We start from the raw sequence: 14,659 nt of genomic DNA on the forward strand, positions 1-14,659 counted from the left end.
TACCCGTTGCAAAGCTTCCGGCGACAATTTCCCTTCCAATGGCTCGACCGCCATTTTTAACAACCGCTTACGGTTGCCACGGACCAACTTCTCTTCATTATTCGGATTACTTCTGTTATCAGCCCATTGTTGCAATGACAAATGCAGTGCGGCACGTAACACACCTTCATGTTGCAACATGCGCGGATAGGCAAAAGAGAGTAATTCAGCAATGCGCTGCCTTGCATCCGGTTGTGTCGGTTGCCATGCCAATATGGGGCCGAGACTCTCATCGACCATGGCCGAAACCAGTGCACTTTGCGTCGGAAAATAGCGATAGGCCGTCGCTCGGGAAAGCTGGGCAGCAATGGCGACCTCGGTGATCGACGGAAATGCGCCTTGTTCATACATCGCCATTGCAGTATCGATCAGTAACCGCTGGGTTCTGGCCTTGGTGCCAGTTAAGGGTGGAGAGGCGTTGTCTTGCTTATCCTGATGTTTCACGGTCACTCCAGAATCTACAGATCGTCTTTGGGCCCACTATAACAAACCGCCTGCACAAATCTCTATGAAAGCCTTTCACGTGAACATTAATTTTGAGACTGTAGTCTCATATTTGTTCATTGGGCTTTGCAGAAATGATACGCTAGTCTCAATATGACTCCATCTTAACCAGTTCGCTGCTTTGTTCGTCACTAAATAATGATCTGTCACTCAATAATCGTTCGTCGGTAAGTAAAAGAATAAGCGTCCAAATAAAGTGAGCTGCTGACCATTTTTGCGACATTCCGCATTCATAGAAGGATGTTTAGATGCCTCGTCATATTTTTATCGCGACTACCACAGATACCAAAGGCGAAGAGCTGGCCTATGTCAGCGCATTGATTAAAGCCACAGGGTTAACGACCGTTACGGTTGATTTATCGACGAAAGAAGGCATACGCGACGGTGGCGCGGATATCACGGCTGAGACGGTGGCAAGCTATCACCCAGAGGGGCGTCAGGCGGTATTTTGTGGTGATAGAGGTCGGGCGATCAGTGCCATGGCGACCGCTTTCGAACGGTTCATTGCCAGCCGTGATGATATCGCCGCTCTTTTGGGATTGGGGGGCTCCGGCGGGACGGCGCTGGTCACGCCGGCAATGCAAAGCTTACCTATCGGTATTCCTAAGCTAATGGTTTCAACCATGGCGTCCGGTGATGTTTCTGGTTACATCGGTGCCAGCGATATTGCCATGATGTATTCCGTAACTGACATCGCGGGGCTAAATCGTATCTCTCGGCGGGTATTGAGCAACGCCGCTCACCAAATTGCGGGCGCGGTTTATTTCGCCAAAGAAGAGTCGCCAGTCGAGGACAAACCGGCACTGGGCTTGACCATGTTCGGTGTGACCACTCCCTGTATTCAGGCGGTCAGTGCTGCATTATCAGCAGACTATGATTGTCTCGTTTTCCACGCGACAGGCAGCGGCGGCAAAGCCATGGAAAAACTGGCTGAAAGTGGCTTGCTGGCGGGCGCCCTTGATCTCACGACGACAGAAGTCTGCGACCTGTTATTTGATGGCGTATTGGCGTGTGGCCCAGATCGCTTCGATGCCATTGCCCATAGTGAGATTCCTTACGTCGGGTCTTGCGGTGCGTTGGATATGGTTAACTTCGGTAGCCCAACCACCATTCCGGCTAAATATGCCGACCGCCTGTTCTATAAGCACAATGCGCAGGTCACGCTGATGCGCACCACCGAGCAAGAAAATATTCAAATGGCACGCTGGATTGGCGAGAAGCTAAATCGTTGCCAAGGAGAGGTACGCTTCTTAATCCCCGAAGGGGGGTTCTCTGCACTGGATGCACCGGGCCAAATTTTCTGGGATGAAAAGGCGCTGAATGCCTTTATCCATACGCTGGAAGAAACCGTCATTCAGACTGATAAACGCCGCTTGGTTCGTTATCCGTACAATATTAATGACCCTCAGTTCGCACAAGCAGCGGTAGAGAACTTTAAAGAAATTACGAAGAGCCCGTCCTTATAGGGCCAGTTTAATGTGGAGAAGCAGATGCCAAAATTTCAACGCCAGGCCATCTTGGCCAAATTTCGGGAAATGATCGCTCGCCGTGAACCTATTATTGGTGGCGGTGCGGGAACAGGGCTATCGGCCAAGTGTGAAGAGGCTGGTGGAATTGATCTCATCGTTATTTATAACTCAGGCCGCTATCGTATGGCGGGCCGCGGTTCGCTGGCCGGATTGTTGGCCTACGGCAACGCCAATGACATTGTGGTCGATATGGCCAAAGAAGTGCTGCCGGTAGTGAAAAATACGCCAGTGCTGGCAGGGGTGAATGGTACTGATCCATTCTGCCAATTTGACCACTTCCTCGACCAACTGAAAGACTTGGGTTTTTCTGGCGTACAGAACTTCCCTACAGTCGGTTTAATCGACGGTAACTTCCGTGCCAATCTGGAGGAAACCGGCATGGGTTACGGCTTGGAAGTGGACATGATCCGTCTGGCTCATGAAAAAGATTTGCTGACGACACCCTATGTTTTTAGTGCCGCAGATGCTGTTGCCATGACGCAAGCCGGTGCCGATATTATTGTTCCTCATATGGGCTTGACCACGGGCGGCAATATTGGTGCAGATACCGCGCTCAAACTCGCGGATTGCGTACCTTTGATTAACGAATGGGCTGCAGCAGCCAAAGCGGTACGTGACGATGTGATTGTGTTGTGTCACGGCGGACCTATCTCTACACCTGAAGATGCCCAATATATTATGGATAACTGCCCGCAATGTGATGGTTTCTACGGTGCCAGTTCAATGGAACGGTTACCGACAGAGATTGCACTGACGGACACGACCAGACAGTTTAAAAAAATAAAACGCTAATATTCTTACCAACACCAATGGGAAAGCCTGTATATGAATTTGGCGTAATAATCGACTAAATAGTAATGCAGGATACGCAAAACCGAAGTCAGCGATGGCTTCGGTTTTTTTTGATCATCATTCAAATAAAAAACAATAAAGCTCAGATAGTCGCGATGTGAGTATAGTTTTAGTGCGTAATTGTAAATAGACGAAAGTAAATTCATTCAACGACTATTATTGTGAGGATGATATGACGAGAATGATTAAGAAAGTACAATGTGATGGTAAACCGCTAATGAGTATTATCACCGGTTTATATTTATACCCAATCGCAATACTCGCACATCATTTTGGTGTTTTTGAACACATCGCTAAAGGAAATAAAGGGCTATCAGATGTTTGTGCATTTTTGAGTATAAAAAGCAGGGCAGCCAAAGCCATGATGGAGGTTATTCGCGCCTTGGATCTGGTCAAAATTGAAAATAACGTCTACAAATTAACAATGTTAGCCGAAGAGTTTTTACTTAAGAAAAGCCCAAACTATTGCGGTGATGCGTGGGACTTAATTTATACCACGAGCGATAACTTTTCTTTGATACATCTAGAAAAGGTGATGAGAGAAACTGATACCCCAGTTAATCAAGAAACGACATTATTTGAAGAAAGTCTCTATAACGCTGAAAAGGCAGAGGCTTTCACCCACGCCATGCATGGACTCAGTATCGGGGCTGCCAGCGTGTGGCCGGATAAGCTAAATTTAGCTGATTACCATTGTATGTTAGATATTGGTGGTGGTTCAGGTGCACATTCTATTGGTGCCGTGACCCGTTGGCCGCACCTTCGCGGGATTATTCATGATATTGCCGAGGTCAGTCGCGTGGCGGCGAAGGTGATCAAATCCTATGGATTAGAAAAGAATATCTCAATTCATATTGGCGATATGTGGTCTGAGCCATTTCCAGACGCTGACATTCATTTTTATTCCAACGTATTTCATGATTGGCCTGAGCAGAAAGTCATCTTCCTGATCCAAAAAAGTTACGATGCCTTACCTCATGGGGGGCGGATGATTATTCATGAAATGTTATTCAATGATGATGCGCCGGGGCCACTGACGGTCGCAGGATTTAATGTCACGATGTTGAGTTGGAGCCAAGGAAAGAAATATTCTCGCTCAGAAATAAACAAACTGCTTGAGATGGCAGGCTTTTGCGATATCGAAATATTACCTGTGTTTAGCGATTTCAGTATTATGACTGGCGTGAAACCTTAACATCAGGCCTGCGTACTTTTCCCCCTAACTTCCCATTAATTTTTTGTGACGGCCATGCCAAGTTTTTCTGAACGGGGTCGCTTATTCCGGCCCCTATTACCGTCGAGCGGCCGTGATGTTCAGCAATATCAGTATGAACGGGGCAGAATTCCTAACACTCTGTTGACAGTCTTTTTCTTCTCGGCGTAACATGCGCGCACTATTCTTGATGAGGACATTCGCCTTGGACACACCCAGTAGATACTGGCTCAATAATCTGTGCATCAGGTGCAACTTCTAAGGCTATCCTCCTTCTGCTGATAGCCTTCGTGGTTGTCAGCGACCCCCTAAGCTGTCGCTGTGAGTCAGATCTCCTTATGGTCTGAAACATAGAGTATTTCGCAATACCGACGTGTTTCTGTGCTTCAATGCGTTATCCCTATCCAACACCCTAAGGGAGTTTTGGCACATGCTGAGCGCATTTAAATTAAGTAACAATCGCTTATCCCGTTTGGAGCTGGATGAATCAGATGATCTGACCACCTCACTTTGGGTTGATTTAGTCGAGCCAGAAGAGGGAGAGCGTGAGCGTGTCCAGTGTGAGTTAGGGCAGAGCTTGGCGACCCGCCCCGAGCTGGATGATATCGAAGCCTCTGCGCGGTTCTTTGAAGATGAGGACGGCCTGCATATCCACTCCTTCTTCTATTACGAAGATGCGGAAGACCACGCTGGCAACTCAACAGTGGCTTTTACTATTCGTGATGGTCGCCTGTATACCTTGCGTGAACGTGAATTACCGGCTTTTCGTTTGTATCGCATGCGTGCCCGTAACCAGACATTGGTGGACGGTAATGCCTACGAGTTACTGCTGGATTTGTTCGAAACCAAAATTGAACAGCTAGCCGACGAAATCGAGAACATTTACAGCGATTTGGAAGCGTTAAGCCGTGTCATTATGGAAGGACAGCAGGGCGATGAATATGATGCCGCGCTGTCTACGTTGGCAGAGCAGGAAGATATCGGCTGGAAAGTACGATTGTGTCTGATGGATACCCAGCGAGCGCTGAATTTCTTGGTGCGTAAAGCCCGCTTACCGAGTGGCCAGTTGGAGCAAGCGCGTGAGGTTCTGCGAGATATCGAATCCTTGCTGCCCCACAATGAATCCTTGTTCCAGAAAGTTAACTTCTTGATGCAGGCCGCAATGGGCTTTATCAATATCGAGCAGAACCGCATCATCAAGATCTTCTCGGTGGTCTCGGTGGTCTTTCTGCCGCCGACGCTAGTGGCTTCTAGCTACGGGATGAACTTTGAGTTTATGCCGGAATTGCGTTGGTCATTTGGTTACCCAGGGGCGATCAGTTTGATGATTATTGCCGGCCTAGCGCCGTATCTCTATTTCAAACGCAAAAACTGGCTATAAGCTTTCTATTGGCTAAAAGCGTCCAATTGGCTATAAACATCTCATTGGCTACAAACCATCCCCACGATGGCGCCAATACAAAACGCCCGCTGATTACGTCAACGGGCGTTTTGCTTTATGAGTGGCGACTTCTACGTTGGGTGTAGAGTGCATCCAGCGTGAACAACAGCAGAGCCGCCCAGATACAGGCGAACGTCACCATCTTGTCACTGCCAACCGTCTCACCGTAAAACGTGACAGCCAAAATAAACATCAATGTCGGCCCGAGATACTGGAAGAAGCCCAGCGTCGACAGCTTTAAGCGCGTGGCGGCGGCGGTGAAGAACAGTAGTGGGATTGTGGTGATCACCCCAGCAGCGGCCAACAGCACATTCAGTGACCAAGCATTGGCACCCATGTGACTGGTTGGGCTATCGGCAATAAAGAACAGATAAATTGCCGCGACCGGCAATAGCCACATGGTTTCAATCAACATGCCTGTTTGGGCATCAACCCCCAGTTTTTTGCGTATCAAACCATATAACGCGAAGGTGATCGCCAAACTTAGCCCAATCACGGGCAGTGAGCCAAACTGCCACAGTTGGATCAACACACCACCAAATGCTAATGACACGGCAACCCACTGCATGCGGCGAAAGCGCTCGCCAAGAAATAGCATACCAAATAGCACATTCACCAGCGGGTTGATGAAATAGCCCAAGCTGGCTTCCAGCATGTGATTATTGTTCACCGCCCAGATAAAGATGAGCCAGTTACTGGCGATCAATACCGCCGTCACCGCCAGTAATAGCACCCGTTTACCATGCCGAAAGGCACTGCGGACTTGTGGCCAATTTCTGCTAACCGTCAGCAGAATCAGCATAAAGAAAAATGACCAAATGATGCGATGGGTCAAAATTTCATCTGCCGGCACTTCTTGGATGAACTTGAAATAGGCAGGGGCAATACCCCAAATAAAATAGGCAGCCAGAGCAAAAAAGATGCCCTGACGTGTTCGTTGTTTATCCATGATGTGGCTCAGAACAAGAAAGGAGATGCGGTGAGTGTACTCAACTTCAGCCTACGAATCATCACCGCTGAAAAGCGAATTAGCCTACCAGATAGGTCGCCGTTGCGCTGGCAATATGCATTTGTTGGTCATTGTGCAGCTCAACACGGGCAACAGAGACCTTATTGCCACTGCGTAAAATACTGCTGCTGGCGATAAAATGCTCACCACGGCCCGGGCGCAGATAGTCGACACGCAGGTCAATGGTCCCCATTTTGGCTAATTTCATTTGTAATTGTTCTTTAATCAGCGGTTCATGACGGACCAAACTATTGCCGACACAAACTAATCCCGCCGCAACATCCAGCACTGCGGCGATAACACCACCGTGCAAAATACGTTGCGCGATATTACCCACCAGTTTGTCATGATTATCGAAAGTGATTTCTGCGTAATCTTGCTCGAAGCGGGTTAACTGCAGCCCTAACTCACGGTTAAAGGGCATGTGATATACAAAAACTTCACCAATCATCTGGCGAGCTTCATCTAATGTTAAGGGAGTGACAGACATTGCGTGCGATTCTCTTCGATACTACCTTTGGGTAACATCGGTAATAAGTTAACTGATTGTTTATTTTATGCGCCTATTTCGTTGCTTTCCAGTCATTAACTCATAAATCTAAACAATACTAAAACCACATAACATTTGTGTGTAGAATGAGCTGTTTTCATTACAAATAGAAATGATTCGTAAAGGGATAGGGGGATGATAATGGGTAGATTTTTGCGGATATTAATTGGGTTATTACTAGTTCCAACATTAGTACAGGCGGAACCTGCGAAGGTTGAGAAAATTCATGATGCACCGGAAGTCCGCGGCAGTATTATCGCTGCAATGTTGCAGGATCACGATAATCCATTCCTGCTTTATCCGTATGAAACAAACTATTTGTTATATACCTATACCAGCGATATCAATAAAGAAGCGATTAGCTCTTATGATTGGGCTGAACATGCCAAGAAAGATGAAGTTAAATTTCAGTTGAGCTTAGGCTTCCCTATTTGGCGCGGTATTCTCGGTGATAACTCGTTACTGGGCGCGTCTTATACTCAACGTTCTTGGTGGCAGGCGTCCAATAGCGATGAGTCCTCGCCATTCCGTGAAACCAACTATGAACCACAGCTATTCTTGGCATGGGCCACGGATTATGAAGTGGCAGGTTGGACGTTCCGTGAAGTGGAGTTTGGTTACAATCACCAATCTAACGGTAAGGCAGACCCGACTTCACGTAGCTGGGATCGGATCTATACTCGCGTGATGGCACAGCGCGGTAATTTAGAGATTGACCTGAAACCTTGGTACCGCCTACCCGAAAATGATGAGAAAGATGACAACCCCGATATCAATAAATATATGGGTTATTATCGCCTGAAAGTGGGTTACGCCTTGGGCGACAGCGTATTCAGCATCGATGGTCACTATAACTGGAATACCGGTTTCGGTGGCGCGGAAATGGGTTGGAGCTATCCCATCACGCGTCATGTTCGCTTCTACACCCAAGTATTTAGTGGCTATGGTGAGTCAATGATTGACTATAACTTTAGGCAAACACGGGTGGGTGTGGGTATCATGTTGAACGATGTCCTTTAACGTCATCCGGCGTTAGAAAAGTTTCAGACACAGGCCGGTTAACCGGCCTGTGCAGATCTTATAGTTGGGGAACAGTGTGTCGACCGCAGCAGTGATAAATCGGGAATTACTGGCAGTGCAAGTTTTGCGAGATACTTTCGGCTATCAGCAGTTCCGGCCCGGACAACAAGAAATTATCAACGCCACTTTATCAGGGCAAGACTGTCTGGTCGTGATGCCCACTGGCGGGGGGAAATCCTTGTGTTATCAGATTCCGGCACTGGTAACCGACGGGCTAACGCTCGTCGTTTCGCCCTTAATCTCTCTGATGAAAGACCAAGTTGACCAACTGCTCGCCTACGGTGTTGGTGCGGGGTGCTTAAACTCATCTCAAACGCGCGAACAACAATTGGCGGTGATGGATGGCTGCCGCACGGGTCAAATTAAGCTGCTGTATATCGCCCCTGAACGGCTAGTGATGGAAAGTTTCCTCGATCAACTGCATCAATGGCGTCCTGCGTTGTTGGCGGTAGATGAGGCACATTGCATCTCCCAGTGGGGGCATGATTTCCGCCCTGAGTACCGCGCCCTTGGGCAATTGAAGCACCGTTTCCCGAATTTACCGGTCGTTGCACTGACCGCCACCGCTGATGAAGCGACGCGTGGTGATATTGTGCGTTTGCTCAATCTGGACCAGCCATTAATTCAGGTCAGCAGTTTCGACCGGCCCAATATCCGCTATACCTTGGTGGAGAAGTTTAAACCGCTCGATCAACTCTGGCGTTTTGTCCAAGACCAACGTGGCAAAAGTGGCATTATTTACTGCAATAGCCGCGCGAAAGTGGAAGACACCACTGCCCGTTTGCAAAGTCGCGGACTTAGCGTTGCTGCCTACCACGCAGGGTTGGATAACGAACGGCGAGCACAGGTGCAAGAGGCTTTTCAGCGTGATGACTTGCAAGTGGTGGTGGCGACGGTCGCTTTTGGCATGGGGATTAATAAGCCCAATGTCCGTTTTGTGGTGCATTTTGATATCCCGCGCACCATTGAATCGTATTATCAAGAAACAGGGCGTGCAGGGCGTGATGGCTTACCAGCCGAGGCAATGCTGCTGTATGACCCGGCAGACATGGCGTGGTTACGCCGCTGTCTGGAAGAAAAACCCGCGGGTGCACAGCAAGATATCGAGCGGCATAAATTAAATGCCATGGGCGCGTTTGCTGAAGCACAAACCTGTCGTCGGCTGGTGTTGCTCAACTATTTTGGTGAGGGCAAACAGCAATCATGCGGTAACTGCGATATCTGCCTTGATCCTCCTAAGCGCTACGATGGATTGGCCGATGCACAAAAAGCGCTTTCCTGCGTGTATCGGGTCGGTCAGCGTTTTGGTCTCGGGTATATCGTCGAGGTATTGCGTGGGGCGAATAACCAACGTATCCGCGAATTCGGCCATGACAAACTGTCGGTCTATGGCCTAGGCCGTGAGCAAAGCCACGAACACTGGGTGAGCGTCTTACGCCAACTGGTTCATCTGGGGTTATTGAGTCAGAACATTGCGCAGTTTTCTGCCTTACAACTGACCGAGGCCGCGCGTCCGGTCTTGCGAGCTGAATTGCCGTTACAATTGGCTGTGCCGCGCATTCAAAGTTTGAAAGTGCGCAGCAGTGCCAATCAGAAATCCTATGGTGGCAATTACGACCGTAAATTGTTTGCCAAATTGCGTAAGCTGCGCAAATCTATTGCTGACGAAGGCAACATTCCGCCTTATGTCGTATTTAATGACGCCACCTTGCTGGAGATGGCAGAACAGATGCCGATAACGGCCAGCGAACTGTTGAGTGTCAATGGCGTCGGGCAACGTAAACTGGAGCGCTTTGGTGCACCGTTTATGGCGATGATCCGCGACCATGTGGACAACAACGATGATTAACGCCCCATTTTTACTGTCATGAGAGTCTCTCCATGCTAATGCTATTTCTGACCGTTGCACTGGTTCACTTGGTCGCACTAATGAGTCCTGGTCCTGACTTCTTTTTTGTCTCGCAAACGGCCGCGAGTCGATCACGTAGTGAAGCGATGAAAGGCGTGATAGGGATTTCCCTTGGCATCGTGGTCTGGGCGGGAGTGGCCCTCATGGGGCTGAATCTTATTTTGCAGAAAATGGCGTGGTTGCATCAAATTATCATGGTTGGCGGCGGGCTATATCTGTGCTGGATGGGTTGGCAACTGCTGAAGTCTGCTCGAGCCAAACGCCATGGGACCGAAAGCGGCGAGCTAGTAGAGCTGCCCGCTCGTGGACGGACTTTCCTGCGGGGTTTCCTGACCAATCTTTCGAACCCGAAAGCCGTTATCTATTTCGGCAGCGTGTTCTCACTTTTTGTGGGCGATGATGTCAGTGCCAGTGTGCGTTGGGGCTTGTTCGTGCTCATCGTGGCTGAGACTTTTATCTGGTTCAGCGTGGTGGCTTGCGTGTTTGCTCTACCGGTCATGCGCCGAGGCTATCAGCGGTTATCTAAATGGATTGATGGGCTGGCGGGGGTATTGTTCGCCGGTTTTGGTATCCACCTTATCCTTTCCCGCTAATGAATATCGCGCCGAAAATGCCCCAATCAGTGGTTTTTACCGGTTGGGGCATCATACTTTGAGCGGTGCTTTACACTTTTCTGGCGGTCGCTAATAGCGCGCCGATCAGCATGAATAAGCCACCAAAGATGCGGTTTAACAATTTCATTTGATGGGGTGATTTTATCCAGCCAGCAATACGTGTGGCGAGGGTGGCATAACCAATCATCACAATGATATCGACGATCACGCTAGTACTGCCGAGAATCAAGTATTGTGCGACTTGTGGTTGATGCGGCAAAACAAACTGCGGAAACAACGCCGCCAGAAAAACAATGCTTTTGGGGTTGGTCAGGTTCACAAAGACAGCCCGCTTAAACAGCTTTCGCCGAGGCATGCTATTGGCCAGTGCATGTAAATCCAGTGCGCCAGCGGCTCGCCATTGCTGAATACCTAGCCAGATTAAGTAGGCCGCCCCCAGCCATTTTAATATTTCAAATGCGAGCAGGGACTGTGAAATGAGGGCGCCAAGGCCCACGCCAACCAGTACAATATGCACAGCCAGCCCCAGTTGTAAGCCACAAATTGAGGCAATGACCCCGCGCGTACCGTGGCTAATGGTGGTGCTCATGGTGTTAATGGCACCAGAACCGGGCGATAGACTGAGGATAAGGGTTGTAAGTAGATAGGTTAACCACCAGTCTAAGGTCATCGGCAAAGTTCCCTGAACGTGTCATTTTATGTCACAATACTCCATTGCTAATCATTGTGCTATGGCTCACAAAATCGTAGCTTTCACCAGTGACAGGATGCAATCAATCACACCATGCCGTTAGACAACCAAACATGCCATTAGATAACCAAAAAATGCCATCAGGGAATCACATGCATCATTGGCTTAATCGCGAAGCGCAGTTTGCCGCTTTTGTGAATGGGCCATTATTGGATTTCTGGCAGCAGCGGGATGAAGCCGAATTTATTGGGGTCGATAATATCCCCATTCGTTATGTCCGCTTTCGTGCGCCGCAACATACGAGTGTGGTGGTGGTGGTGCCTGGCCGCATTGAAAGTTACGTTAAATATCCTGAAGTCGCTTATGATCTGTTCCAGCAAGGCTATGATGTTATTGTGCTGGATCATCGTGGGCAGGGCCGATCAGGGCGAATGCTTGACGATCCCCATCGCGGCCATGTGATTAAGTTCGATGATTATATTGAGGATTTTGCGCAGTTAGTTCAGCGTGAAATCACCAGCAGTCATTATCAGCATCGGTTTGCGCTTGCCCATTCAATGGGCGGTGCCATTTTGACCCGCTTTTTGGCGCGAGAACCGAACGTATTTGATGCGGTCGCATTATGTGCGCCGATGTTCGGTATCCATTTACCCATGCCGGGTTGGCTAGCACACCGCATTGTCGATTGGACCGAACGGCATCAGGCGCTGCGTAATTATTACGCAATAGGGACAGGGCAATGGCGGCCACTGCCCTACTTGGTGAATATGCTCACCCACAGCCGTGAGCGATATCGCCGCTATTTACGCCAATACGCCGACGCACCTGAAATCCGTGTAGGTGGGCCAACCTATCATTGGATCCGTGAGAGTCTGCTGGTGGGAGAGCAAATCATTGCGCAGGCAGACAAAATTACGACACCGGTACTGTTATTACAGGCCAGTGAGGATCGGGTCGTTCATAACCCGGCCCAGAATGCATTTTCTCAGGCAATGACGCTGGCGGGGCACCCTTGCGAAGGGGGGCAGCCTAAGGTCATTCAAGGCGCACGCCATGAGATCCTGTTCGAGCGGGACACACTGCGTGCCGAGGCGTTAAGCGCCATATTGCGCTTTTTTGCGCAACATCAATCATCAGTCGGCCATGAAGGTTCCGACGCCACCAGAGGTTAGAACATACCGCTATGTATCATGTCGTTGCTTCCGATTTAGATGGCACGCTGCTATCACCTGACCACCTTTTGACGCCATATACCAAAGAAACACTTAAGTTGCTGACTCAGCGTGATGTGCACTTTGTGTTTGCCACCGGCCGTCATCATATCGATGTAGCGCAAATCCGTGACAGCTTGGAGATCAGCGCTTTTATGATCACCTCCAACGGCGCACGCGTACACAACACGGCAGGGGAGCTGATTTTCAGCCATAACCTCGACGCGGATATTGCCCGCGATTTGTACAACATTGAACACCATAATACGGATATCTTGACCAACGTTTATCTGAATGATGAATGGTTCATGAACCGCGAAAGTCCTGCGCAGAAAGAATTTTTCCGCGAATCGGTCTTTAACTATCAAGTATTTGAACCGGCGTTGCTGCCAACGGAAGGGGTATGCAAGGTTTACTTTACTTGCGAAGATCATGACAAGTTATTGATTTTGGAAGAGGCCATCAACGCACGTTGGGGCGATCGCGTGAATGTCAGTTTCTCCTTCCCAACTTGCTTAGAAGTGATGGGCGGTGGTGTCTCTAAAGGCCACGCTCTCGAGCAAGTGGCAAAAATTATCGGTTATTCGCTAAAAGAATGCATCGCCTTTGGCGACGGCATGAATGACTTAGAAATGCTGTCCATGTCAGGTAAGGGCTGCATTATGCAAGACGCTCATCAGCGTTTAAAAGACATGCTGCCAAACTTAGAAGTGATCGGTTCGAATGCGGATGATGCGGTACCACACTATCTGCGTAAAATGTTTTTAGGCACAGATAAGTAAGCATCAGCATATAAAAAGTGGGGAGATAACCGTTATCGCCCCACTTTTTTTACGTATTAATGTTAGCTTGCGGACATTAAGTTACTGATGCTGCCCCTGCTTTTGCAGGAACTGCACGCCAGTATCTGGGAAGTCAGTAAACACCCCATCGACCTGTGCTTGGTTGTAGATGATATCGAATAGCTGATTAACATCAGTAGCGTATTTAGGCAATCTATCCGTGCGGATCGTGAACGGATGAACCATCATGTTGCTGGCATGGGCTTCCTTGACCATATTTGTCAGCTTGATGTTATTTGGCGTGGAGCTTTCGACCACCAGCATATGGTAGTCAGGGCCAATACCATCAGCATATTGCGCCACTTGTTTCATCGCGCCGGGTTTGAACATCCAGTCATAGTTGTAATTCACCCACTTACCATCAGGTTTTTGTTCGTAGGTTTCATTCCAATCGGTATAAGCCACCAGTTGAACCAGTTTCAGGTCCATACCCATCTTCGGTTCCAGCTCATTCTTAATGCGTTTGAGTTCATTGGCATCAAAACATTGCAGATAAACTTTATCGGCTTTGCTGGTGTAACCGTACTGCTTGAGCACTTCCAACACCTTGGTGGAGATGTCTTTGCCTTCTTGTTTATGGAACCAAGGCGCTTTGATTTCAGGATAAATACCGATGTTCTTACCGGTCGAATGATTCAGCCCTTGAACAAATTCAATCTCTTCCTGGAAGGTATGCACACGGAAGTCAGATTTGCCCATCGGGAAGCGACCCGGATAGCTCTGCACTTTGTTACCGTTTTTATCAATATCGAAGCCTTCGGTAAATTTCAGTGACTTAATTTCTGGCAGCGTAAAGTCGATAGCGTAATAGCGGCCATCTTGACGTGCGCGATCAGGGAAGCGATCGGCGACATCCGTCACTCGATCCAGATAATGGTCGTGCAGAACCACTAACTCATTATCTTTGGTCATGACCAAATCTTGCTCTAAATAATCAGCGCCTTGCGCGTAAGCCATGGCTTTGGCGGGCAGCGAGTGCTCAGGTAAATAGCCACTGGCACCGCGATGCGCGATAACGACTTTGTTTGCAGAAGGTTTGGTCAGTACAGATTTATCCGCAGTTGCTGACTCTGCAGCTTGCGCCATGCCAGCGACAGAGGATGCCAGAATGATACTCGCTACCAGTGTTTTGATTTGGGTTTGCATTGATAGTGCTCCATTTGTCCCTCCATTTC

At 48.8% G+C, this 14,659-nt stretch carries 14 protein-coding genes; 9 read left to right on the plus strand and 5 right to left on the minus strand.

Annotated elements, in window-relative coordinates; translation table 11 throughout:
- Positions 1–483, minus strand: a 483-nt coding sequence (locus tag BN68_RS21065) for a TetR/AcrR family transcriptional regulator (protein WP_019213164.1), incomplete at its 3' end; no start/stop codon positions are given.
- 308 nt (positions 484–791) lie between these two features.
- Here BN68_RS21065 and BN68_RS21070 point away from each other — a divergent pair.
- The 4 genes from BN68_RS21070 to corA all read left to right on the plus strand — a co-directional run bounded on the left by BN68_RS21070 (position 792) and on the right by corA (position 5,518).
- Entirely contained in the window at positions 792–2,009 is a 1,218-nt protein-coding gene (locus tag BN68_RS21070) for a Tm-1-like ATP-binding domain-containing protein (RefSeq protein ID WP_019213165.1), read from the plus strand.
- 24 nt (positions 2,010–2,033) lie between these two features.
- Positions 2,034–2,864, plus strand: a complete 831-nt coding sequence (locus BN68_RS21075; RefSeq protein ID WP_019213166.1) for a phosphoenolpyruvate hydrolase family protein — start codon at positions 2,034–2,036, stop codon at positions 2,862–2,864.
- A 241-nt stretch (positions 2,865–3,105) separates the two neighbouring features.
- On the plus strand, positions 3,106–4,119 hold the full coding sequence (locus BN68_RS21080) for a methyltransferase (RefSeq protein ID WP_019213167.1): 1,014 nt from the start codon (positions 3,106–3,108) through the stop codon (positions 4,117–4,119).
- Positions 4,120–4,567: 448 nt separating this feature from the next.
- Entirely contained in the window at positions 4,568–5,518 is a 951-nt protein-coding gene (corA, locus tag BN68_RS21085) for a magnesium/cobalt transporter CorA (RefSeq protein WP_019213168.1), read from the plus strand.
- 115 nt (positions 5,519–5,633) lie between these two features.
- On the opposite strand, the gene rarD is transcribed toward corA, so the two are convergent.
- Complete coding sequence (gene rarD, locus BN68_RS21090) at positions 5,634–6,527, minus strand: EamA family transporter RarD (protein WP_019213169.1); 894 nt, start codon at positions 6,525–6,527, stop codon at positions 5,634–5,636.
- A gap of 79 nt (positions 6,528–6,606) precedes the next feature.
- On the minus strand, positions 6,607–7,077 hold the full coding sequence (locus BN68_RS21095) for a thioesterase family protein (RefSeq protein WP_019213170.1): 471 nt from the start codon (positions 7,075–7,077) through the stop codon (positions 6,607–6,609).
- A gap of 201 nt (positions 7,078–7,278) precedes the next feature.
- On the opposite strand from BN68_RS21095, the gene pldA reads away from it, so the two are divergent.
- From pldA to rhtC, 3 genes are all read left to right on the plus strand, one after another.
- Positions 7,279–8,157, plus strand: a complete 879-nt coding sequence (gene pldA / locus BN68_RS21100; protein WP_019213171.1) for a phospholipase A — start codon at positions 7,279–7,281, stop codon at positions 8,155–8,157.
- 76 nt (positions 8,158–8,233) lie between these two features.
- Complete coding sequence (gene recQ / locus BN68_RS21105) at positions 8,234–10,066, plus strand: ATP-dependent DNA helicase RecQ (protein ID WP_019213172.1); 1,833 nt, start codon at positions 8,234–8,236, stop codon at positions 10,064–10,066.
- A 32-nt stretch (positions 10,067–10,098) separates the two neighbouring features.
- Complete coding sequence (gene rhtC, locus BN68_RS21110; protein WP_019213173.1) at positions 10,099–10,719, plus strand: threonine export protein RhtC; 621 nt, start codon at positions 10,099–10,101, stop codon at positions 10,717–10,719.
- A 70-nt stretch (positions 10,720–10,789) separates the two neighbouring features.
- Here the strand turns inward: rhtC and rhtB are convergent, their stop codons facing one another.
- Positions 10,790–11,410: a homoserine/homoserine lactone efflux protein gene (gene rhtB / locus BN68_RS21115; protein WP_019213174.1), complete on the minus strand. Its 621-nt coding sequence runs from the start codon at positions 11,408–11,410 to the stop codon at positions 10,790–10,792.
- A 155-nt stretch (positions 11,411–11,565) separates the two neighbouring features.
- Between rhtB and pldB the strand changes: the two genes are divergently transcribed.
- Both pldB and yigL read left to right on the plus strand, forming a co-directional pair.
- Complete coding sequence (gene pldB, locus BN68_RS21120; protein WP_042807073.1) at positions 11,566–12,603, plus strand: lysophospholipase L2; 1,038 nt, start codon at positions 11,566–11,568, stop codon at positions 12,601–12,603.
- Between the two features lie 11 nt (positions 12,604–12,614).
- A complete protein-coding gene (gene yigL / locus BN68_RS21125) occupies positions 12,615–13,424 on the plus strand; it encodes a sugar/pyridoxal phosphate phosphatase YigL (protein WP_019213176.1) in 810 nt (269 codons plus the stop codon).
- 81 nt (positions 13,425–13,505) lie between these two features.
- Here yigL and glpQ read toward each other — a convergent pair whose 3' ends face one another.
- Positions 13,506–14,630 carry a glycerophosphodiester phosphodiesterase gene (gene glpQ / locus BN68_RS21130; RefSeq protein WP_019213177.1) on the minus strand — a complete coding sequence of 375 codons (1,125 nt, stop codon included), beginning with the start codon at positions 14,628–14,630 and terminating at the stop codon, positions 13,506–13,508.
- Between the last annotated feature and the right edge of the window lie 29 nt (positions 14,631–14,659).

It is taken from the genome of Yersinia massiliensis CCUG 53443 (assembly GCF_000312485.1).
Taxonomy (GTDB): Bacteria; Pseudomonadota; Gammaproteobacteria; order Enterobacterales; family Enterobacteriaceae; genus Yersinia; species Yersinia massiliensis.

What these genes read in the sequence shown, in the direction of transcription:
- BN68_RS21070 (WP_019213165.1), top strand. Translation starts at nt 792, where the DNA reads ATGCCTCGTCATATTTTTATCGCGACTACCACAGATACCAAAGGCGAA.
- BN68_RS21075 (WP_019213166.1), top strand. Translation starts at nt 2,034, where the DNA reads ATGCCAAAATTTCAACGCCAGGCCATCTTGGCCAAATTTCGGGAAATG.
- BN68_RS21080 (WP_019213167.1), top strand. Translation starts at nt 3,106, where the DNA reads ATGATTAAGAAAGTACAATGTGATGGTAAACCGCTAATGAGTATTATC.
- corA (WP_019213168.1), top strand. Translation starts at nt 4,568, where the DNA reads ATGCTGAGCGCATTTAAATTAAGTAACAATCGCTTATCCCGTTTGGAG.
- rarD (WP_019213169.1), bottom strand. Translation starts at nt 6,527, where the DNA reads ATGGATAAACAACGAACACGTCAGGGCATCTTTTTTGCTCTGGCTGCC.
- BN68_RS21095 (WP_019213170.1), bottom strand. Translation starts at nt 7,077, where the DNA reads ATGTCTGTCACTCCCTTAACATTAGATGAAGCTCGCCAGATGATTGGT.
- pldA (WP_019213171.1), top strand. Translation starts at nt 7,279, where the DNA reads ATGGGTAGATTTTTGCGGATATTAATTGGGTTATTACTAGTTCCAACA.
- rhtC (WP_019213173.1), top strand. Translation starts at nt 10,099, where the DNA reads ATGCTAATGCTATTTCTGACCGTTGCACTGGTTCACTTGGTCGCACTA.
- rhtB (WP_019213174.1), bottom strand. Translation starts at nt 11,410, where the DNA reads ATGACCTTAGACTGGTGGTTAACCTATCTACTTACAACCCTTATCCTC.
- pldB (WP_042807073.1), top strand. Translation starts at nt 11,566, where the DNA reads ATGCCATCAGGGAATCACATGCATCATTGGCTTAATCGCGAAGCGCAG.
- yigL (WP_019213176.1), top strand. Translation starts at nt 12,615, where the DNA reads ATGTATCATGTCGTTGCTTCCGATTTAGATGGCACGCTGCTATCACCT.
- glpQ (WP_019213177.1), bottom strand. Translation starts at nt 14,630, where the DNA reads ATGCAAACCCAAATCAAAACACTGGTAGCGAGTATCATTCTGGCATCC.